This is a genomic window from Alcaligenes aquatilis, assembly GCF_003076515.1.
GTDB lineage: Bacteria > Pseudomonadota > Gammaproteobacteria > Burkholderiales > Burkholderiaceae_B > Alcaligenes > Alcaligenes aquatilis.
In genome coordinates this window covers 3,340,527-3,360,573 of sequence record NZ_CP022390.1, presented here as the reverse complement: position 1 = coordinate 3,360,573, position 20,047 = coordinate 3,340,527, and the positions used below count along the sequence as shown (strand labels likewise).

Genomic DNA, 20,047 nt, shown 5'->3' with positions numbered 1-20,047 from the left:
CAGCTACTCCTAGACCCAGTACGGAATACGCGCACGATATTTTCCGTGCATAAAAATACTCAGCAAGGTTCCAAGGACAGCCAATCCTAGACAAACCATCCAGCTCAACATAGGTACAGCAGTGCCCAACAGGGGACCCCGAACCACTTCAATCAAATGCGCAAAAGGGTTCAAATCAATCAACAAAGGATATTTCTGCAGCATGTCACGCTTGAACAGAATCGGGGTAATGTAAAAGATCACCTGGATAAAACTGGCTACGATCTGGGGCAAGTCCCGAAAACGAGCACACAGCAACGCTAACAGCGTAACTGCCCACATCAGATTCCAAACAACCAGAGCAAACCCCAGCACAAAAAAGTGGAGTTGATGAATGAAATCAATCTGAAAGATCAGCAGCACCAGGATAACGATCACAAAGTTGTGCGCCAGCACAATCATATTGCGCCACAAGGTCTGAAACACAAAAAGCCCACGCGGTAGCGGTACTTGCTTCAGATAGGGGCTCGCACTGATGTACGCATTACAGCCATCGTTAATTGTGGTGGAGATAAAAGCCCAAAACACAAAACCAATGGCCAACAAAGGTAGATACTCACTTAACTTGGCCTTAAACAAGGTGCCATACACCAACCCAAGTGCGGTTACAAGAATCGCCATGCTGATTGTCAGCCAAAAAGGGCCTATCTTCGAGCGAGCGTATCGTTGACGGATTTCAACCCATCCCAATAATAGCCAGAGACTACTGGACCGCAAGCTCTGCGCCATATCCTGATAACCAATGCTGAAAAATCGTTTCATTCCGCAACCTAGAAAAAACTGGCCTGTCGTCTGCCGTCAGGTCCGGCGCCGCAGTTGACCAGCATAGATAGCTCCACGCAAGGAGCCAGAGAGTAAACGCACCGGGATTCTAATACTTAAATTTCGGGTGAACTCAAAAATGTTGGTGAAGCCCCAGTTCAGGAACTTACGCTGGATATCATACTCAAGGCGCGCATATCGTTGTCCGCCGCGGCGAGCAATCATGTTACGCCCAGCTCGTACCCAGACCGTTGGCTCATTCATATTGTCCAGCCGGGCACCTTGCAACAGCAAACGCACCCACAGCGCATAGTCCTCAAAACACTGATCATTCTGATAGTTGCCAGCCTCCAGAACACGTTGCTTACGGAACATGACTGCCATATGGTTGAACGGATTGCGCCACCGCGCATAACGAGTCAGCTCTAACTCTCCACAGGGTACGGATTTCAACAGCAGATTCGGCTCTTGATAACTATGCTCAAACTCCAGAATCGAAGAGCTGAAAGCATCAATACTAGGATGAGACTGAATAAAAGCGAGCTGGCGCTCAAAGCGATCGGGCATGCATAAATCATCAGTATCGAATCGTGCTACCCATTCATGACGACAGTGCAACAACCCTTCGGCCAAAGCGGGGCCCAGACCACGGTTTTTCGGTAGTGGCACAATTTTCAGGGGCAGCCGCCCTTGGAAGGATTTTATGACTGTCAACAGAGGTTCGGATACGGGACCGTCCAACACGAGCACCAACTCGTCAGGCAGCACACTACCCTGGCAGATACTCTCCAGGGCCAACCGACAATGCTCCGGTTCGTCCCCGTCGTAGGTGGACATCAACAAGCTAAACAATGTGGACATAGAAGGTGAGAGCGTATAGTCGTCAACAACAAATCTAAATAATTCTCATTAAAAATTAATCAGCCGCGTTATTTAATCGTCTATTAGAACAACATTAAACCGACCATATAAAGCAACCTGTAACATTCCTTAAGCGAAAGGTAGCACTCAACCCAAAAACCTACTCCTGAAACACAGAAAGAGCACCATATCAAAAACAGCCTATGTTTTAGCAAGTAAAATATGCATTGATAGGGAAAATACTAAAAAAATCTAAAATAAACCAATGAAATCAACGATCTACACAACAAAAGCTTGTATTAATTAATATTTTTTAATCAACAAGCCATAAAGTAGATGCCACTTACCCTGAGTCTATTTTTTCAAACAAAATAAAACCGAGCGGCTGCAAAAGTGGTGATTAGTTAAATAAAAATAATCACGATCAAATTATCACCGCAGACAGCAATAATTTTTTTTAAAAACCCAAATTAAACGACGTAGCCATTTTCTCATTCAGGCGAACAAGTCACAAGTTCTTTTTCCCAACCCCGCCATTCTCGAAATCATATAGATTTCCTGGGTCCGCGAACAGCCACTATGCAACAAAAAAACTTTCTCTCAACGCTCTAGGCCTCTTGAGAGCTGAGCTCAAATTCATACAATTTAGGTTGTTAACCACTATAATAATTAGCCGTTTCCTTGCTGCTCATTGGGCCCCGCACCGGGCCAAATCAAGCATGCACGAAGCTAAGACACAAACCTTTGGGCCAAGCGCCTCCCTTGCAACTTGCCTGACAAACAGCTACCAAGCGATTTCTTTCATACGCGACACTAGCGCCACTCTCTCCATGAGCGCCATCCAGCCAGCTACGGTCAGCATTATCATGCCAGCCTTTAATGCTACCCATACCCTCCCCCACTCCCTGGCGTCTGTACGCCTACAAAACTACCCATATTGGGAGTTGTTGGTCATTGACGATGGATCCAGTGACAATACGGCGGACTATACAGCAGAGCAGGCACGGAAAGACCCTAGAATCAAGCTCATCCGGCAAGTCAGAAACCAAGGAGTCGCAGCAGCACGCAACGCAGGCATTGCTGCTGCACAAGGCAAATACATTGCTTTTTTAGATGCTGATGATCTTTGGCTTCCAGACAAGCTCAGCCGACAAATCAGTGCTATGCGGGAGAATAGCGCTACCGTTTCCATGACTGCCTATTACCGTTTCAATCAAGTCCCGGAATGGCAAAGCACAACCACTCCACCTAATTGGTTAAGCTACACAAGCCTTCTAAAAGGAAATGCGATAGGCAACCTGACTGGCATGTATGATTGCCATGCAATAGGAAAGGTATATCAACAACCCGTACACCATGAAGACTACCTAATGTGGCTGGAAGTGGTTCGTAAAGCAGGCGGAGCACATGGACTACAGGAAGTTCTGGCAGCCTATCGTGTCAGTGCTAGCAGTTTATCGGGCAACAAAGTCAAATCCATACAATGGACGTGGCAAATTTATCGTCGCCATCTAAAGTTACCTTTTGTGCAGTCTATCTACTTAATGTTTCACTACGTAGTGAAAGCAGCTTTGAAACGAGCCTAGACACCATGAGCCATGTCGAGCAGCCACTACCGTGGGTCGACTTCATCCTAGTGAATTACAACGGCAGCAAAAAAATTGTCGAGACTATTGACAGTATCAAGCAGCACTGCTCTTCACACATCTACTCCATCACCATCGTCGATAATGCGTCTACTGACCAAAGTTGCCGCCTAATTGCCGAGCAGCATCCTGACGCCCAAATCATTCAAGCAAACAAGAACCACGGCTTTGGCAAAGCCTGCAATATCGGTGTTGCTCAAACTCAGGCCCCCTACATCCTGCTAATCAACCCGGATGCTCGCCTGCAGACCAACGTACTGAGCATATTTGAACAGTTCCTGAGCGCATACCCTTACAAACCCCTACCTATTCTTGGCGGATTAGCACTAGACGCAAGAGGGCGCCCGGAATTTTCCTTCGAACGTTTTCCAAACTGCTACACCTTGTTCTTGAAAGCTTTGGGTTTGGGGCGTTTATTGCAAAGCCGAGATGCATACACCAGCCCCACACAAGTCGATCACGTATCAGGAAGCTTGCTACTGATAGGCCGAGAGCAATACACCGCCCTGGGTGGTTTTGATGAACAATTTTTTTTATATTTTGAAGAAACTGACCTGCAATTCCGCGCCAGGGAGATCGGTATTATGTCCTACCATATTCCAGCAGCACGCTATTTTCATGAAGCGGGAGGCACCTTCAGCGACTCATCTTTTCGTAGCCAATGCTATAGCAACGGCTTGCGTACCTATCTACGCAAGCGTTATGGTAAAGTCGGTTACCTTATATTTACCGCTTATAGTGGATTGGCCAGCATAACTCGCCCTGTTCGCAATACTGTTAAACGCCTTTGGGCGGGCAAGCACTAACGCGCCCCAAAGCCAGTAAGCATAGTCTTCACCGTCAAAAACACGATATAAATATCCAGCATCACCGAGCAGTGTTTGATGTAGTAAAAATCGTGCTCGATCTTGACGCGTGTCTCGTCCTCATTGGCCACATAACCCTGACGAACTTGTGCCCATCCGGTAATACCAGGTTTCACAACATGACGGTAGCTATAAAACGGGATCTTCTCGTCGAACTCCCGCACAAAAGAAGGTTGCTCTGGGCGAGGGCCAATCAAGCTCATCTCGCCTCGCAGCACGTTGTAGAACTGCGGCAGCTCATCAATGCGTAACTTACGAATGATTTTGCCTACACGAGTAATGCGCGGATCATCCTCCCCAGCGAACTGCTCGACCACGCAATCCTGGTCAAAACGCATGCTACGCAGCTTGTAAATAGTGAACTCACGATTTCCTAAACCAATTCGCTGCTGAGAATAAATGACCTTGCCAGGACTTTCCAGGCGAATGGCCAGCATTGCCAACAAGCACACCGGCACCACCACCACAGAACTGAGAATGACCATAGCATAGTCAACAATCAGTTTCACAATCTCGTAGCCTCGTGACGGTAGCAAAGAACCAATCGTGTTTTCCGACATACGGTCAATCTTGACGCGCCCAGTCAGCGACTCAAAGACCTGTCTGGAGTTATAGACCGCCACTCGGTCCAGCGCACAACGTGTCAAGAAACGTTCTGCATCAGGCTGAATACAGGAAAAGTCCGCCGCCACCCCATCATAGCGATACCCGGCAAGATCATAGTTTTTCAGCAAGCGACCATCCAGGCCTGGCAGGTCCAGCAAGGTTTCGGCCTCTCCCCCAGGAACAATCGCCAATTTCAGTACCCGATAACGACTGGTAAACACGCTCTCCAACAAGAACCATGCCAATGCCAGAAAACTGCTGCTTAACAACAAGGCTCGCGAAGCGTCGTAACGAAATACAAAGCTGGTGGTGTAAATAAGGGCATAGGTCACGCCCACCGTGGGAATAATCAGCCAGGCACTACGCGCTCCCGGATAGCCTTGTTGGCTTTTATCAATCAACAGCTTGCAAGCTACGAAGGCCACGATCACCAGAATCAGTGCGGTACGCTGCCCGTTATCCAAGCTCCACAAAGGCCCCCATCCCCACAACAACAAAACAGGGACAAGCACCACCACGGCGAATCCAATCAACCACGAGCTTGGCCCGGATAATAGGAGTATCTCGTGCAAACGCTTAAACCGCCTGATTTTTATTTGATTCATCGAAGCACTAATAACCTAAAATAGACCGTTTACGCGCCAATTATACGTCGCTCCTGTGTCGCCCCAACCAGACGCAGGCAGATTTACTTGGCGTACTGACTGTATAAAGTCACCTTACTGGCCAAGTCTGTTGACTCACTATTGCTCCTGCAAATTTCTGACAGCCCCCTTTATGTCCGAGCCCGTATCCAAGTCTCTTTTTTCATTTAATGCGGCCGCTCACTTGGGCTTAAGCCTGTTTTTCATCGGCCTGCTCTCCACCCGCAATGTTTACTCGGCAGGGGTAATTCTGCTTCTGGTCACGGCCCTGTGCTGGTATCTGAACTCTTTACAATCCAGCCAGTCTTTGCAAAGCCAGAACATCAGTCGCGGCTTGTACTGGATACTGGCCCTGACCTTTGCCAATGGGCTTCTGATTTGGTTTCTACACCAGAACCCCAGTAATCAACTGGATCTGCTTAGCCGCTATCTGTTACTGATCCCCATTTTTTTAATGCTCAGCTCTCGCCGTCTGCATAGCCATGCAATTTGGGTTTGCTTTTCGTTGGGCAGCTTGTCTGCTTTATGGATCATTCCTGCCCAATATGGCGGCCCTCTGCATGACGGTCGGATCTATGGTTATACCGGGGCCATCCAGTTCGGCAATATCGCCCTTAGCCTGGCTTGCTTTTGTCTGACAGCGCTATTAAGCCAACTTGGCCAAGCACAACGCTCTATCCCTATCCTTATTGTGTCACTCCTGGGTTGCCTGGCAGGGTTCATCCTGTCACTATTAGCCGGCAGCCGTGGCGGCTGGATTGCTCTGCCTGCCGTACTTTGGATTCTTGCCTACGCCTACTTGCCCAAGCAACATTTTCGACGCGGCATAGCCATTCTTTCTCTGGCCGCCGCCCTAAGCGCCAGCATTCTCTGGCAAACCGATACGATCCAATCACGCATCGCTCTGGCACAGCACGATATCGAGCAGTTTGAGGCTGGCAACTCCAACACGTCCATCGGTGCCAGGTTTGCGATCTGGCAAGCCAACTGGAGGCTGATCCAAGAACGCCCCCTCTCTGGCTGGTCCTATCAACAGCACGAGCAGGCACTCACCGAACTGGTCAAGGCCGGACAAGCTGATGCCGTAGTCCTGAACTTGGCCAATTCGCATAACAACTACATTGAAACCTGGGTAGATTTAGGGCTGGCAGGACTGCTACTGCAGGTCTCTCTTCTGCTGTACTGTTTTTACGGTTTTATTCGCCGCGTGCATGCTGCTGAACCACATATTCGCGCTTATGCGGTCTGTGGCAGTACCGTTATTACCATATACACACTAGCGAACCTGACCCAGAACATGATGGAACGCAACAATACGCTTTTGTTCCTACTGATCAGCGTCGCATTGTTCTGGAGCCAAATTTACCCCAATCAAGCCAAACTGCGGTCTGAGCCTTAGGCTATGTCTGCCAAAAAACTATTAGGTAATTCATTCTGGAACCTGAGCTCCTATATGGTGCTCATGTTCGCCTTCTTACCCTCTATGGGCATGATGGCACGCATTTTGGGCCTGGAACCTTTTGGTATTTACACCCTGCTCTTTGCCTTGATTGGCTATGCCAGCATGTTTGACTTGGGGATCAGCCGCGCTTTGATCAGAGCCATTGCCATGGCAGACAAGCAAACTCAACAAATCCAGTCCATTCTGGGCACCGCTACCTTGCTGATCCTGCTCAGTAGCGGTGTCGCTGCAGCCCTGGTCCTCCTATTCAGCCCCTTGCTGGTGCAATGGCTCAACATCAGCCCAGACCTTCGCGCCGACAGCCTGTTCGCCTTTCGACTAATGGCGCTTAGCCTGCCATTCCTGCTTTTGCAAGCAGTCTGGCTGTCATATCTCGAAGGCTTGTCCGACTTCAAGCAGGTCAATATTCAGCGCACCATCAGCGGCCTGCTGCTTGCGATACTGCCGTTGCTGGCCATCCTGTATCAGGCCAACCTAAGCTTTGCCGTATTGGGCCTGTTCGTCGGACGTCTGATTACCTGCATATTGGCCTATTTCTGGGCACTGCCCACTTCTCTTCGCAAAGGTCTGTGGCACTGGGACAGACAACAGGCCCATGGTTTGCTACGCTTTGGCGGCTGGCTGACAGTCAGCAACGTGATCAGCCCATTAATGGTGTATTTTGATCGCTTCCTGCTATCCAACCTGAACGGCGCAACTACCGTCAGCTTCTATACGGCGCCCGCAGAAGCCATTACACGTTTATTGAATATTCCGGGTGCTGTGGTCCGAGTAATCTTCCCTTTGATCAGCGCACAGAAAGATGCTCGCCAAGAAACTCGTCTGACGTATCTCTTGCTGTTGGGAGTCTGTGGGCTGATCAGCCTGGTGGGCATCATTGAAGCAAAGTGGATTATCCTGCTTTGGCTGGGTGAGGCCTACGTTGAACAATCGGTACCCCTGCTACAGATTTTGCTGGTGGGCTTCTTTTTCAATGCCATCGCCCAGATCCCGTACACGGTTATTCAAGCCAAGGGACACGCTCACATTACCGCCTATGTACACTTAGCCGAGATCCTGCCATATATAGCTTTACTCTATGTCTTGATTTCCCACTTTGGCTTGCTGGGCGCCGCAATTGCTTGGACCAGCCGGGTTATCGTAGACTGCCTTGCCCTTTTAATTCTGGCTAAACGTTATCGCTAAGCCTTACGGAACGCTACTTTATCGTCATGCATATTCTCGTTACCGGTGGCGCCGGCTTTATTGGCTCAGCATTGGTCCGTCACCTGATCCAGGCCACAGAGCACCATGTTCTTAATGTCGACAAGCTGACGTACGCAGGCAATCTGGAGTCCCTGGCAGCCGTTCAGAACGACCCACGGTATCAGTTCGCTCAGCATGACATTCAAGATGCTGCGGCTATCCAAGCCTTGCTGCAGAAATTTCAGCCAGACGCCATCATGCATCTAGCTGCTGAGTCCCATGTTGATCGCTCTCTGGATGGCCCCGCCGCATTTATACAAACCAATATCGTTGGCACCAGCACTCTTTTGGAGTGCGCCCGCCACTATTGGAATGAACTGCCGGAGCCCAAAAAATCGCGCTTCCGCTTTCACCACATCTCGACTGACGAGGTCTATGGCGACCTGCACAATACAAAAGGTCTGTTTGTAGAAACGATGCCCTACGCTCCCAGCTCACCTTACTCCGCCAGCAAAGCCAGCTCGGACCACCTAGTCAGAGCTTGGCAACGTAGTTATGGCCTGCCTACTGTGATCAGTAACTGTTCCAACAACTACGGTCCCTATCACTTCCCCGAGAAGCTGATTCCACACATGATCCTGAATGCACTTAAAGCACAGGCTCTGCCCGTCTACGGAGAAGGTAAACAGATCCGGGATTGGCTCTACGTGGAAGACCATGTCCGCGCGCTCTTAACGGTGCTGGAAAAAGGCCAAGTAGGAGAAACCTACAATATCGGTGGCCATAACGAGCAAGAAAATATTTATGTGGTGCAGCAGATCTGCGCCTTGCTTGAAGAGTTAGCCCCGGAAAAGCCCAAGGGCCTGCAACACTACGCCGACTTGATCACCTTCGTCCAGGACCGACCTGGGCATGATCAACGCTACGCTATCGACGCCGGTAAAATCGAGCGGGAACTCGGCTGGAAACCGCAGGAAACCTTTGAGACAGGTTTACGCAAAACCGTCCAATGGTATTTAGACAATTCAGGCTGGTGGGAGCGCATCCTGAACGGCCGTTATCAGCTCCATCGCTTAGGTCAGACAGAATCATGAAAGGCATTATTCTCGCTGGTGGGTCTGGAACCCGCTTGCACCCTATTACTCTGGGTGTTTCCAAACAGCTATTGCCTATCTACGACAAGCCCATGATCTACTATCCCTTGTCCGTGCTGATGTTGGCGGGCATACGGGAAATCCTGATTATTTCTACCCCCACCGACCTGCCCAGCTTTCGCACCTTGCTAGGTGATGGCAGCAAATTCGGTGTCCAGCTTAGCTATGCAGAGCAACCCTCCCCCGACGGCCTGGCTCAAGCCTTTCTGATTGGTGCCGACTTTATTGGGTCTGATCGCGTCAGCCTGATCCTGGGGGACAATATTTTTTACGGCTATGGTTTCAGCCAGATGCTGAAAGAAGCAGCCCAGCGTGAGCAGGGCGCCACTATTTTTGGCTATCAAGTCAGTGATCCCGAGCGTTTCGGAGTGGTCGAGTTCGATCCACAGGCCAAAGCAATTTCAATTGAAGAGAAACCCCAGCAGCCCAAGTCAAACTTCGCGGTAACGGGTTTGTACTTTTACGATAACTCGGTCGTTGATATTGCACGGCAAGTACGCCCTTCTGCACGGGGCGAACTGGAAATCACGGACGTCAACAATGTCTACCTGCAGCAAAACAGCTTGCATGTCAGCTTGTTAGGCCGAGGCTTTGCCTGGCTGGACACAGGTACGCACGAAAGCCTGCAAGAGGCGGGAAGTTTTGTTCGTACTATCGAACATCGCCAAGGCTTGAAAATCGCTTGCCTGGAAGAGATCGGTTTCAGGCAAGGGTGGCTTAGTCGCTCAGACCTGGAACAACAAGCCCAAGCCCTGGCAAAAACCGAATATGGCCAATACTTGCACAAGCTGCTGCAAGATGAGCCTGCGTCGAAAAAAACAGCCTAAAAAGCCTATAGTAATTAAACCCGTCGCAAGGCTCGGACCGTTTGCAAATACTGACCAGCATAATGTTGGTCAAAATAATCGGCGTACTGGCCCTGCCATACCTGGCGGGCACGTGCGGCCGCAGCCTGAATCTGCTGCCTATCCAACCCTTGCAACCACGCCGCAATTGCCTGCTGACCTTCCTCAACAGCCCACCCCGTCTGATAAGTACGCACTTTGTCTGCCGTTGGAATTCCCGCCGTCGTCAGCATGGCCCGGCCTAACATCAAATGCTCGTAGTACTTATTGGGTGCTGCAAATAAATGATTGGGCACTCGTTTGTAATACATCCCCACCACAATCTGACAGGACTGCATTATCTGTAACCCTTGCACCGAGCTTTGAGCCCCGTAGTAATGGATATGTGAGTATTGTTGGGCCGACCGCGTAAACAAGTCAGCCAACGGGCCATAGCCAGCCACATGCAACTCACAGGCCGGCAATTGTTCACAGGCAGCCAGCAAATCTTCCAGACCTCGATTTTTGGCCTCCAGCACACCAAAATAAGCAATTTTGACAGGCTGTTGATCCGACACAGGAACGTACTCCTGCACCTCTGATTTTTGAGGCACGTTCTCCAGCACCATGACGGAAGGCAGCGAACTCGGACTAAGCCCATGTTGCTCAAACCGACAGGGATCAGCCAAAATCCCTGCATTGGCAGTCTTCAATAGGTAGTTCTCCAACTTATCGACCCACCTGCCCAAAGCCCCAGGAAAATAACGCAGCGAGCTGTACTTATCGTAGACATCAAAAATCCATGGCTTGCGACATAAAGCGGCATATACCTTTACAGCCATAGCCGTATCCAGATCAATCGCATGGACCAGATCTACGTTACGGTTGTTCTTGAGCAACCAGCGCAATACAAACAGGTTCCAGAAAAAGATACCAATCAGACTGCGCCACCCGGCACCTAAAGCCCCCGGGCGCGAATAATAGGTATCGTTGCTGTTTTTTTGTGCCGGAACCGCACCACGCTCCCATCCCACAAAGTGATAAGGAATTTGGGCCTCATCTAGCACCTTCAAGTACTTGGCCAGTTTGCCATCCACATGCCGTAAGTACGAGCGAATAAAAACAACCATCCTGCTGTCGTCCAGTGTTTTGCCAAGCCATCCACGATAGCTAAAAAAAACCTAAATAGATACAATTTCCATCAGCAGCGCATACCAGCCACCAGCAAATTACAATCCCATGCTGGCCTTAGAAACACTTGCTTAGCGCGCCTTCGCCCGGCTCTGTATTGACGCGGCCACTCAAGCACCTCACCCCATATCAACATGACCATTTATCCCACTCGCCTGGCGGGCGTTCTGATCATTGAACCCACTGTTTTTGGTGACGAACGCGGGCTCTTCAAAGAAACCTACCATCAGCAACGTTATCAAGAGCAAGCGGGGATCAGCCTTTCCTTTGTACAAGACAACTTTTCACGTTCTGAAAAGGGAGTGCTACGGGGGCTGCATTTTCAGAGAACCCGGCCTCAAGGCAAGCTGGTTAGCGTCAGTCGGGGAGCAGTATACGATGTGGCCGTAGATATACAGCCAGACTCATCCACTTTTGGCCAGTATGTCGGTGTTGAGCTGAGCGAATCGAATCATAAGCAGCTGTGGATCCCCCCAGGCTATGCCCACGGTTTTTGCGTGCTATCGGACTTTGCCGACTTCAGCTACAAATGCACCGATTTTTACTTCCCACAGGATGAAAGCGGGCTGGCTTGGGACTGCCCTGAGGTAGCAATAGACTGGCCTATTCAGAACCCTCGATTGTCCGAGAAGGACAAACACTATCCTGTGCTGAGCCAGCTCGTAGCACAAGGCAAGGCCTGAGCCCATGGCAGGTCCTGTCATCCTGATTACCGGGGCTCACGGTCAACTAGGCCAATCCTTGGCTTGCTTGAGTGCGAACATCCATCCAAGTGTCGAGCTTGCCCTGCTTGGACGTGCTGAGCTGGACATTACTCAAGCTGGCTCCATTGCTTTGGCATTGAAACAGCATCGTCCTGATGTCGTCATCAACACAGCTGCCTACACCGCTGTCGACAAGGCAGAGTCCGAACCAGAGACAGCACATCTGATCAACGGTATAGCTCCCGACCTTCTGGCCGCTGCCTGCGCCGAACGCGGCATAGCGCTTATTCATGTCTCCACTGACTATGTGTTTGACGGCCTGGCAAGCCAACCCTATGCCGAAGATGCTCCTACCTGCCCTGCCAGCGTCTATGGACAAAGTAAGTTGGCGGGCGAGCAGGCAGTCCTGGCCGCCCTGCCCTCGTCCATCATTTTGCGCACCAGTTGGGTATTCAGCCAGTTTGGAAACAACTTTCTGAAGACCATGCTACGCCTGGGGCGGGAACGCACTGAACTGAGCATTGTTGATGACCAGATTGGTGGCCCTAGCTACGCGCCACATATTGCTCAAGTGTTACTTCAACTGGCAGAACGGCTGTGTGAGTCCAAACAGGGCACCGGCAAGCAGCAGTCCCCATCAGGTGTCTACCATTTTGCTGGCCAACCCTCTGTAAGCTGGTATGGCTTTGCCCAAGAAATCTTTGACCAGGCAGTCAAACTTGATCTGTTGGCACAAACACCAACGTTGACCGCTATCTCTACTAACCAGTACCCAACACCTGCCAAGCGGCCGGCGCAATCCAGTCTGCAACAAGGCAGGCTGGATGCTTTGCTAGGGGCACAAGCTATCGAAAGAGACTGGCGGCGCGGCATCAAGCAAAGCCTGCTTGCCCTGAAACAGATGCGGTGAATCATGCCGCATGACTGCAACAGGCCAAGCTGATGGTGTGCTTATTCTGTGCTGCGATAGCTGGGTCCAATAAATCAGGCACACCAACTGCCACTTGGTATCCCCGCCCATATCTCTGACATAGTCGCCGCTGAGGCGGGCGGGTGCAGTTGCAGTTGCAGTTGCAGTTGCAGTTACAGTTACAGTTACAGTCAGAAAAAGTAGATATTCAACCCCACCCTTCTGTCTACACCAAACACAAAAAAGCCACCCTTAGGGGTGGCTTTTTTGCGGATGCTACCGACTTGAGATCAGTGCTTGCGCACGTCACGCAGGCGTCGTGCTGCAGCAGCTTGAGCGGCCAGCATGGCCAGCTCGGCTTCCACAACAGCGATGTCGGCCTTGTCCTTGGTGTTGCGCAGGGCCTCTTCCGCATGTTTGCGGGCTTCCAGGGCCTTTGCTTCATCCAAGTCGTGTGCGCGAATCGCGGTATCCGACAATACAGTGACTTTCCCAGGCTGAACCTCGAGTATGCCGCCAGCGACAAAGATATGCTCTTCGCTGCCATCGTCCATAACGATCTTCAGCGTGCCGGGACGAATCCGCGAGATCAGTGGAGTGTGTCCGGGCAAAATACCCAGCTCTCCAGCCTCGCCGGGCAGCGCCACGAACTTTGCCTCACCGGAAAAGATCGATTCTTCGGCACTGACCACGTCAACATGAAGCTTAGCCATGAGTAATCCTTATTACTGAATAGTCTTGGCTTTTTCGAAAGCCTCGTCGATGGAACCGACCATGTAGAATGCCTGTTCTGGCAGAGCATCACACTCGCCGTCGACGATCATCTTGAAGCCGCGCAGGGTTTCAGCCAGTGGAACATATTTACCAGGCGAGCCGGTAAACACTTCTGCCACGTGGAAAGGCTGAGACAGGAAGCGCTGGATCTTACGAGCGCGGGCAACAGCCTGCTTGTCTTCTGGAGACAGCTCGTCCATACCCAAAATGGCGATAATATCGCGCAATTCCTTGTAGCGCTGCAGCGTTTGCTGAACACCGCGAGCCACTGCGTAGTGCTCTTCACCCACAACTTGTGGGTCCAGCTGACGGCTGGTGGAGTCCAGAGGATCCACAGCGGGGTAAATACCCAGAGCAGCAATGTCACGAGACAACACAACGGTGGAGTCCAAGTGCAGGAAGGTCGTAGCAGGCGATGGGTCAGTCAAGTCATCGGCTGGAACGTAAACGGCCTGGATGGACGTAATCGAACCGGTCTTGGTGGAGGTAATACGCTCTTGCAGCTTACCCATTTCCTCGGCCAGCGTAGGCTGGTAACCCACTGCGGAAGGCATACGACCCAGCAGAGCAGACACTTCGGTACCGGCCAGCGTGTAGCGGTAGATGTTGTCCACAAAGAACAGGATGTCACGGCCTTCGTCACGGAACTTCTCGGCCATGGTCAGACCGGACAGTGCCACGCGCAGACGGTTGCCTGGAGGTTCGTTCATCTGACCGAACACCATGGCCACTTTGGACTCGCTCAGGTTGTCCATCTGGATAACGCCAGCATCAGCCATTTCGTGGTAGAAGTCGTTACCTTCACGGGTACGCTCACCCACACCGGCAAACACGGACAAACCGCTGTGTGCCTTGGCGATGTTGTTGATCAGCTCCAGCATGTTCACGGTCTTGCCCACACCGGCACCACCGAACAGACCAACCTTACCACCCTTGGCGAACGGGCAAACCAGGTCAATCACTTTAATACCGGTTTCCAGCAGCTCTACGGAAGGCGACAGTTCGTCGAAAGTAGGAGCAGCCTGGTGAATGGCGCGACGCTCGTCAGACTGGATAGGGCCGACTTCGTCGATCGGGCGACCCAGAACGTCCATAATGCGGCCCAGGGTGCCAACACCCACAGGTACGGAGATAGGAGCGCCCGAACCGGCCACTTCCATACCGCGACGCAGGCCGTCGCTGGAGCCCATGGCGATGGTGCGAACTACACCGTCACCCAATTGTTGCTGTACTTCAAAAGTCAGGCCTTTTTCTGCGAAAGCCGAACTTTCGTCAACGAGAGTCAATGCTTCGTAGACTTTAGGGATGCTGTCGCGGGGGAACTGAATATCCACCACGGCGCCGATGCACTGAACGATGGTACCGTTGCTCATGTTGAGTCCTTGCAATATAACTTTGATGGTGTGCCTTGCCGTGATTACACAGCGGCGGCACCCCCCACGATTTCAGAGATTTCTTTCGTAATCGCTGCCTGGCGAGTCTTGTTATAGACCAGCTGAAGATCACCGATAACGGTCTTGGCATTGTCCGACGCGGCTTTCATGGCCACCATACGGGCAGACTGCTCAGAGGCCATGTTCTCGGCAACGGCCTGATACACCAGACCCTCTACGTAACGCATCAGCAAATCGTCAATAACCGACTTGGCATCGGGTTCGTAGATGTAATCCCAACCGTACTCGGAAGCGTTAACACTTTCTTGAGCGTCTACCTGATCGCCAGCCTGGAAAGGATCTTTCAGACCGGAAGGCAAAGGCAACAAGCGAATAAATGTTGGGTCCTGCTTCATCGTATTGACAAAGCGGCTGGTCGCCAGATAAACAGCATCAATACGGCCTTCCACGAAGTCATCGATCTGCACTTTAATAGCGCCAATCAGACGTTCCAGGTTAGGCGCATCGCCCAAGCCCACTTCCTGAGAAACCAGATTGGCACCAACACGCGCCAATGTTCCAGCAGCTTTACCACCCAGAGCCGTTGTCTGAACGCTAATACCTTTGTCTTCAAACTCGCGAACACGCGCAAGTACCAGACGCAAAATATTGGTGTTCAGGCCGCCACACAGACCTTTGTCCGTGCTGACAACCACGATACCTACCGATTTGACTTCGGCGGGCTCAACCATGTAGGGGTGAGTGTAGTCGGGGTGCGCCTGCATCAGATGCGAAGCAATCTCGCGCACCTTGTCTGCATAGGGACGGCCAGCACGCATCCGCTCTTGCGCCTTGCGCATCTTGGATGCTGCCACCATCTCCATGGCTTTGGTGATCTTGGACGTGTTTTGCACGCTCTTGATCTTAGTACGAATTTCCTTGATTCCGGCCATCACACTTTCCTGTAAGGGCATTATCGGGAGCCCAACTAGGCTGTCGACTCCCGCTAATCATGACGCCGGGGTTTCCGGCGCCTGCCAACAATGATTAGAAAGCGCCGTGCTTTTTGAAGTCCTGGATGGCTGCAACCAACTCAGCCTCGTCTTCTTTACCCAGTTCCTTCTTGCTTTCGATACGCTCAACCAGAGCAGCGAACTTGCTGCGCAGGTGATCTTTCAGGCCTTTTTCGAAAGGCAGAACCTGAGCGACTTCCAGATCGTCGAAGTAACCGTTGTTCACAGCGTACAGGCTCACGGCCAGTTCCCACACAGCCAAAGGCTGGTACTGGGGCTGCTTGAGCAGTTCGACCACGCGCTTACCACGCTCCAGCTGGCGACGGGTTGCGTCATCCAGGTCGGAAGCAAACTGAGCAAACGCGGCCAATTCACGGTACTGAGCCAAGTCGGTACGAATACCGCCGGACAGCTTCTTGATGACCTTGGTCTGAGCAGCGCCACCCACGCGGGACACCGAAATACCGGCGTTAATAGCAGGACGAACACCCGCGTTGAACAGGTCGGACTCCAGGAAGATCTGACCGTCAGTAATCGAAATCACGTTGGTTGGAACGAAAGCGGAAACGTCACCGGCTTGCGTTTCAATGATAGGCAGTGCGGTCAACGAACCGGTCTTGCCCTTCACTTCACCGTTAGTGAATTTTTCTACGTACTCGGCGTTCACACGAGCAGCGCGCTCGAGCAGACGGGAGTGCAGGTAGAACACGTCGCCAGGGTAGGCTTCACGGCCTGGTGGGCGACGCAGCAACAGGGATACTTGACGGTAGGCCCAAGCTTGCTTGGTCAAGTCGTCATAAATGATCAGGGCGTCTTCGCCACGATCACGGAAGTATTCACCCATGGTGCAACCGGAGTAAGGAGCCAGGTATTGCATGGCGGCGGACTCGGAAGCCGAGGCGGCCACAACAATCGTGTACTCCAGAGCACCGTGCTCTTCGAGCTTGCGCACCACGTTGTTGATCGTGGAGGCTTTTTGGCCCACGGCAACGTAGATACATTTAACGCCATTGCCCTTTTGAGCAATGATGGTGTCCACAGCCACGGCAGTTTTACCGGTCTGACGGTCACCAATGATCAGTTCGCGCTGACCACGGCCAATTGGCACCATGGAGTCCACGGCTTTCGTGCCGGTCTGCATGGGCTGGGAGACGGACTCACGGGCAATAACGCCAGGAGCCACTTTCTCGATGACGTCTGTCATCTTGGCGTTGATCGGGCCCTTGCCGTCGATAGGCATACCCAGAGTATCAACCACACGACCCAGCAGTTCGGGGCCAACGGGTACTTCCAGAATGCGGCCAGTTGTTTTAACTGCGTCGCCTTCGGAAACACCGGTGTATTCACCCAGAATCACGGCGCCGACAGAGTCGCGCTCGAGGTTAAGGGCCAGACCGAACGTGTTGTTCGGAAATTCGAGCATTTCGCCCTGCATCACATCGGACAAACCGTGGATACGCGTAATACCGTCGGTCACGGATACGACCGTACCTTGTGTACGAACGTCAGTCGACGCGCCCAGGCCTTCGATGCGGCTCTTGAGCAGTTCGCTGATCTCGGACGGATTAAGTTGCATGTTCAGACTCCTGAAATCCTGTTTACTGACTCGCGCTATGCGGTCAGCGTATCGCGCATGCTGGCCAGCCGGGCCTGCACGGAAGTGTCGAGCACCTGGTCACCAACAATCACCCGAATACCGCCGATAAGGTCAGTGTCGACGGTCACAGTCGGTTTTAGCTTCAGGCCAAACTTTTTCTCCAGCCCAGCGGTCAGCTCAGCAACCTGAGCCTCAGCCATCGGGAAAGCACTGATGATCTGTGCCTGCGCCGTGCCTTCGAGTTGGTGTTTCAATAGATCAAACTGTTCTGCAATTTGTGGCAGCAGCAAGATGCGCTGGTTATCCACCAACAATTGAAGAAAGTTGCGAGCCTTTTCGGTGACCTGTGACTTAACCAGGCCCGTAAAGAGTTCGAATCGCTGCCCGTTATTCAGGCGCGGATCGTTCAGTGCCTCGCGCACATCGTGGAGACCGGCCACCTGAGCCATTTCGGACAACAGGGCCGACCACGATTCGAGGCCCTGGCTGTCGTCGCGTACGGCGGCGAACAGGGCTTCGGCGTAAGGTCTGGCAATAGTCGATAGTTCAGCCATGGCCTGCCTTGATGTTAAAGTTCTGCCTTGAGCTGCTCGAGCAGCTGGGCGTGCGCATTCGCGTCAACTTCGCGTCGCAAAATTTGCTCGGCACCCTTGACAGCCAAGGCAGCCACTTCGCTACGCAAACCTTCACGTACGCGTTGCACTTCTTGGTTAGCGTCTTGCTGGGCCTGCGCAATAATGCGGGCTTTCTCGGCTTCGGCTTCACGACGAGCTTGCTCCAAAAGAGCAGTCGCTTGTTTTTCAGCGTCGACAATGCGTTGATGGTTCTCGGACTTAGCCGAAGCATCCATCAGGCTGATACGCGCTTGGGCCTGTGCCAGATCGGCCTTGCCTTTATCGGCAGCAGCCAAACCATCAGCGATTTTCTGACGACGATCATCGATTGCTTTCGTCAGTGGCGGCCATACGAATTTCATCGTAAACCAGGCCAAAACGAAAAACACGATCATCTGAAAAAAGAGAGTCGCGTTTAAATTCACGGTCGTATCCCTTCAATACCACGTGTGTAGGAAACGGTATGCGTCCTGACACATGTATGTTCAAGTCGACAAGCGGTGCATGATCAAACCGAGCAACACACCGCTAACGACGACTGCCTGTCCATCTGCCAAAAGCGGCAACGGACTCGCCTTTTTACCCAACAAATGGGTTGGCGAATGCAAACAACATGGCGATACCGACACCGATCAGGAAAGCAGCATCGATCAGACCGGCCAACAAGAACATCTTGGTTTGCAGAGCGTTCATCAGTTCTGGCTGACGAGCGGATGCTTCCAGATATTTACCACCCATCAGGGCGATACCAATGCAAGCGCCAAAAGCGCCCAGACCGATGATGATACCGCAAGCAAGAGCAACGAAAGCTACGTTGGTCATGACAACTCCTTGGTTAAAAATCAGGTGTAATTCAAAAAAATCAAAGCGTTAGCAAGCTAAGCCTGCTCCCCCCAACCAGACACCATTGTCCAGTCGGAATCGGATTAATGGCCTTCGTGTGCTTGTCCGATATAGACAAGGGTGAGCATCATGAAGATGAACGCCTGGAGCAACACAATCAGAATGTGGAAGATTGCCCACACAGAACCGGCCAGAATGTGACCGAGACCCAGTCCCAGGCTGGCGCCATTAAACCCTGTCCATGCGCCACCCAGCAGAGCGATCAACATGAAAACCAATTCACCGGCAAACATATTGCCGAACAACCGCATGCCCAAAGACACAGACTTGGCCGCGTACTCGATGCAGTTCAGCAAGAAGTTGAAAGGTGCGAGCAATACAGCCATCAGGCCAGTCGCGGTGAACGGTGCAGTAAACAGCTCTTTGACGAAACCGCCTGGGTGCTTGATCTTGATGCCGTAGTAGAACATCAGCAGCAGCACACCCATGGACATGCCCATTGGCACGTTCAAGTCAGCGGTTGGCAAAATACGGTGGTAGTACAGAGGGTCGCCATGTTCGGAGGCCAGACCGGTCTGAGTGAAAATCCAACCCAGGCCATCAACCGGCAGCAAGTCCAGCACGTTCATCATGAGGATCCACAGGAACACGGTCAGCGCCAGAGGCGAGACAAACTTCCGGGACTCGGCATTGGGAACAATGGATTTGGCCTGGTCTTCAACCCAATCGACCAGCATTTCTACGAAAGACTGCAAGCGGCCTGGTACACCGGCTGTTGCGGCCGAAGCGGCACGCCACAGAAAGAAAACCACAACCAGACCCATCAGCAGGGACCAGAACATGGAGTCGTAGTTAATGACACCGAAGTTGGCCAGAACATCCTGTTTTTCACCCACGTTATTCAAGTGAACTAAGTGATGCTGGATGTACCCTGACTGAGGCGAAATATCACTAGCAGCAGCCATCTGTATTTACCCTG

General features: G+C 51.9%; 20 protein-coding genes. 8 read left to right on the top strand and 12 right to left on the bottom strand.

Annotated features, from left to right (window positions below; all coding sequences use genetic code 11):
* Positions 1 to 9: 9 nt before the first annotated feature.
* Positions 10 to 768 carry an ABC transporter permease gene (locus CA948_RS15385; protein ID WP_275263474.1) on the bottom strand — a complete coding sequence of 253 codons (759 nt, stop codon included), beginning with the start codon at positions 766 to 768 and terminating at the stop codon, positions 10 to 12.
* A 69-nt stretch (positions 769 to 837) separates the two neighbouring features.
* Positions 838 to 1,638, bottom strand: a complete 801-nt coding sequence (locus CA948_RS15380) for a glycosyltransferase (RefSeq protein ID WP_203226724.1) — start codon at positions 1,636 to 1,638, stop codon at positions 838 to 840.
* 854 nt (positions 1,639 to 2,492) lie between these two features.
* Here CA948_RS15380 and CA948_RS15375 point away from each other — a divergent pair.
* Both CA948_RS15375 and CA948_RS15370 read left to right on the top strand, forming a co-directional pair.
* A complete protein-coding gene (locus CA948_RS15375; RefSeq protein ID WP_159086146.1) occupies positions 2,493 to 3,248 on the top strand; it encodes a glycosyltransferase family 2 protein in 756 nt (251 codons plus the stop codon).
* Between the two features lie 5 nt (positions 3,249 to 3,253).
* On the top strand, positions 3,254 to 4,114 hold the full coding sequence (locus tag CA948_RS15370; protein ID WP_159086145.1) for a glycosyltransferase family 2 protein: 861 nt from the start codon (positions 3,254 to 3,256) through the stop codon (positions 4,112 to 4,114).
* Here CA948_RS15370 and CA948_RS15365 read toward each other — a convergent pair.
* Positions 4,111 to 5,298, bottom strand: a complete 1,188-nt coding sequence (locus CA948_RS15365) for an exopolysaccharide biosynthesis polyprenyl glycosylphosphotransferase (protein ID WP_159086144.1) — start codon at positions 5,296 to 5,298, stop codon at positions 4,111 to 4,113. The two genes, CA948_RS15370 and CA948_RS15365, sit on opposite strands and share 4 nt — an antisense overlap.
* 259 nt (positions 5,299 to 5,557) lie before the next feature.
* Between CA948_RS15365 and CA948_RS15360 the strand changes: the two genes are divergently transcribed.
* The 4 genes from CA948_RS15360 to rfbA are packed head-to-tail and all read left to right on the top strand — an operon-like array spanning position 5,558 to position 10,052.
* Complete coding sequence (locus CA948_RS15360; protein WP_108728456.1) at positions 5,558 to 6,823, top strand: O-antigen ligase family protein; 1,266 nt, start codon at positions 5,558 to 5,560, stop codon at positions 6,821 to 6,823.
* 3 nt (positions 6,824 to 6,826) lie between these two features.
* Complete coding sequence (locus tag CA948_RS15355) at positions 6,827 to 8,071, top strand: flippase (RefSeq protein ID WP_108728455.1); 1,245 nt, start codon at positions 6,827 to 6,829, stop codon at positions 8,069 to 8,071.
* Positions 8,072 to 8,097: 26 nt separating this feature from the next.
* Positions 8,098 to 9,165, top strand: a complete 1,068-nt coding sequence (gene rfbB, locus CA948_RS15350; RefSeq protein WP_108728454.1) for a dTDP-glucose 4,6-dehydratase — start codon at positions 8,098 to 8,100, stop codon at positions 9,163 to 9,165.
* A complete protein-coding gene (rfbA, locus tag CA948_RS15345; protein WP_108728453.1) occupies positions 9,162 to 10,052 on the top strand; it encodes a glucose-1-phosphate thymidylyltransferase RfbA in 891 nt (296 codons plus the stop codon). Before rfbB ends, rfbA begins: the two co-directional genes overlap by 4 nt.
* A gap of 14 nt (positions 10,053 to 10,066) precedes the next feature.
* Here rfbA and CA948_RS15340 read toward each other — a convergent pair whose 3' ends face one another.
* Positions 10,067 to 11,179 carry a glycosyltransferase gene (locus tag CA948_RS15340; protein WP_108728452.1) on the bottom strand — a complete coding sequence of 371 codons (1,113 nt, stop codon included), beginning with the start codon at positions 11,177 to 11,179 and terminating at the stop codon, positions 10,067 to 10,069.
* A 195-nt stretch (positions 11,180 to 11,374) separates the two neighbouring features.
* On the opposite strand from CA948_RS15340, the gene rfbC reads away from it, so the two are divergent.
* Both rfbC and rfbD read left to right on the top strand, forming a co-directional pair.
* Positions 11,375 to 11,923 carry a dTDP-4-dehydrorhamnose 3,5-epimerase gene (rfbC, locus tag CA948_RS15335; RefSeq protein WP_108728451.1) on the top strand — a complete coding sequence of 183 codons (549 nt, stop codon included), beginning with the start codon at positions 11,375 to 11,377 and terminating at the stop codon, positions 11,921 to 11,923.
* A gap of 4 nt (positions 11,924 to 11,927) precedes the next feature.
* Entirely contained in the window at positions 11,928 to 12,854 is a 927-nt protein-coding gene (gene rfbD / locus CA948_RS15330) for a dTDP-4-dehydrorhamnose reductase (protein WP_108728450.1), read from the top strand.
* Positions 12,855 to 13,144: 290 nt separating this feature from the next.
* On the opposite strand, the gene CA948_RS15325 is transcribed toward rfbD, so the two are convergent.
* The 8 genes from CA948_RS15325 to atpB all read right to left on the bottom strand — a co-directional run bounded on the left by CA948_RS15325 (position 13,145) and on the right by atpB (position 20,033).
* The gene (locus CA948_RS15325; protein ID WP_094197897.1) at positions 13,145 to 13,567 is read right to left on the bottom strand and encodes a F0F1 ATP synthase subunit epsilon; all 423 of its coding nucleotides are present in this window, start codon (positions 13,565 to 13,567) and stop codon (positions 13,145 to 13,147) included.
* A gap of 12 nt (positions 13,568 to 13,579) precedes the next feature.
* On the bottom strand, positions 13,580 to 15,001 hold the full coding sequence (gene atpD, locus CA948_RS15320; RefSeq protein WP_042486019.1) for a F0F1 ATP synthase subunit beta: 1,422 nt from the start codon (positions 14,999 to 15,001) through the stop codon (positions 13,580 to 13,582).
* 44 nt (positions 15,002 to 15,045) lie between these two features.
* Entirely contained in the window at positions 15,046 to 15,954 is a 909-nt protein-coding gene (gene atpG, locus CA948_RS15315) for a F0F1 ATP synthase subunit gamma (RefSeq protein WP_094197899.1), read from the bottom strand.
* A gap of 94 nt (positions 15,955 to 16,048) precedes the next feature.
* Positions 16,049 to 17,590: a F0F1 ATP synthase subunit alpha gene (atpA, locus tag CA948_RS15310; RefSeq protein WP_094197900.1), complete on the bottom strand. Its 1,542-nt coding sequence runs from the start codon at positions 17,588 to 17,590 to the stop codon at positions 16,049 to 16,051.
* Positions 17,591 to 17,625: 35 nt separating this feature from the next.
* On the bottom strand, positions 17,626 to 18,165 hold the full coding sequence (locus tag CA948_RS15305) for a F0F1 ATP synthase subunit delta (RefSeq protein WP_108728449.1): 540 nt from the start codon (positions 18,163 to 18,165) through the stop codon (positions 17,626 to 17,628).
* A gap of 14 nt (positions 18,166 to 18,179) precedes the next feature.
* Positions 18,180 to 18,650: a F0F1 ATP synthase subunit B gene (locus CA948_RS15300; RefSeq protein WP_009464119.1), complete on the bottom strand. Its 471-nt coding sequence runs from the start codon at positions 18,648 to 18,650 to the stop codon at positions 18,180 to 18,182.
* Positions 18,651 to 18,804: 154 nt separating this feature from the next.
* Entirely contained in the window at positions 18,805 to 19,047 is a 243-nt protein-coding gene (atpE, locus tag CA948_RS15295; RefSeq protein WP_003805001.1) for a F0F1 ATP synthase subunit C, read from the bottom strand.
* A gap of 104 nt (positions 19,048 to 19,151) precedes the next feature.
* Positions 19,152 to 20,033, bottom strand: a complete 882-nt coding sequence (gene atpB, locus CA948_RS15290) for a F0F1 ATP synthase subunit A (RefSeq protein WP_108728448.1) — start codon at positions 20,031 to 20,033, stop codon at positions 19,152 to 19,154.
* Positions 20,034 to 20,047: the final 14 nt, after the last annotated feature.

Excerpts from the sequence above, each read along its gene's own strand:
- CA948_RS15370 (WP_159086145.1), top strand. The coding sequence starts at position 3,254 with ATGAGCCATGTCGAGCAGCCACTACCGTGGGTCGACTTCATCCTAGTG.
- CA948_RS15340 (WP_108728452.1), bottom strand. The coding sequence starts at position 11,179 with ATGGTTGTTTTTATTCGCTCGTACTTACGGCATGTGGATGGCAAACTG.
- rfbB (WP_108728454.1), top strand. The coding sequence starts at position 8,098 with ATGCATATTCTCGTTACCGGTGGCGCCGGCTTTATTGGCTCAGCATTG.
- CA948_RS15360 (WP_108728456.1), top strand. The coding sequence starts at position 5,558 with ATGTCCGAGCCCGTATCCAAGTCTCTTTTTTCATTTAATGCGGCCGCT.
- rfbA (WP_108728453.1), top strand. The coding sequence starts at position 9,162 with ATGAAAGGCATTATTCTCGCTGGTGGGTCTGGAACCCGCTTGCACCCT.
- atpD (WP_042486019.1), bottom strand. The coding sequence starts at position 15,001 with ATGAGCAACGGTACCATCGTTCAGTGCATCGGCGCCGTGGTGGATATT.
- rfbD (WP_108728450.1), top strand. The coding sequence starts at position 11,928 with ATGGCAGGTCCTGTCATCCTGATTACCGGGGCTCACGGTCAACTAGGC.
- CA948_RS15305 (WP_108728449.1), bottom strand. The coding sequence starts at position 18,165 with ATGGCTGAACTATCGACTATTGCCAGACCTTACGCCGAAGCCCTGTTC.
- atpA (WP_094197900.1), bottom strand. The coding sequence starts at position 17,590 with ATGCAACTTAATCCGTCCGAGATCAGCGAACTGCTCAAGAGCCGCATC.
- atpB (WP_108728448.1), bottom strand. The coding sequence starts at position 20,033 with ATGGCTGCTGCTAGTGATATTTCGCCTCAGTCAGGGTACATCCAGCAT.
- CA948_RS15325 (WP_094197897.1), bottom strand. The coding sequence starts at position 13,567 with ATGGCTAAGCTTCATGTTGACGTGGTCAGTGCCGAAGAATCGATCTTT.
- rfbC (WP_108728451.1), top strand. The coding sequence starts at position 11,375 with ATGACCATTTATCCCACTCGCCTGGCGGGCGTTCTGATCATTGAACCC.
- CA948_RS15385 (WP_275263474.1), bottom strand. The coding sequence starts at position 768 with ATGGCGCAGAGCTTGCGGTCCAGTAGTCTCTGGCTATTATTGGGATGG.
- CA948_RS15375 (WP_159086146.1), top strand. The coding sequence starts at position 2,493 with ATGAGCGCCATCCAGCCAGCTACGGTCAGCATTATCATGCCAGCCTTT.
- atpG (WP_094197899.1), bottom strand. The coding sequence starts at position 15,954 with ATGGCCGGAATCAAGGAAATTCGTACTAAGATCAAGAGCGTGCAAAAC.
- CA948_RS15380 (WP_203226724.1), bottom strand. The coding sequence starts at position 1,638 with ATGTCCACCTACGACGGGGACGAACCGGAGCATTGTCGGTTGGCCCTG.
- atpE (WP_003805001.1), bottom strand. The coding sequence starts at position 19,047 with ATGACCAACGTAGCTTTCGTTGCTCTTGCTTGCGGTATCATCATCGGT.
- CA948_RS15355 (WP_108728455.1), top strand. The coding sequence starts at position 6,827 with ATGTCTGCCAAAAAACTATTAGGTAATTCATTCTGGAACCTGAGCTCC.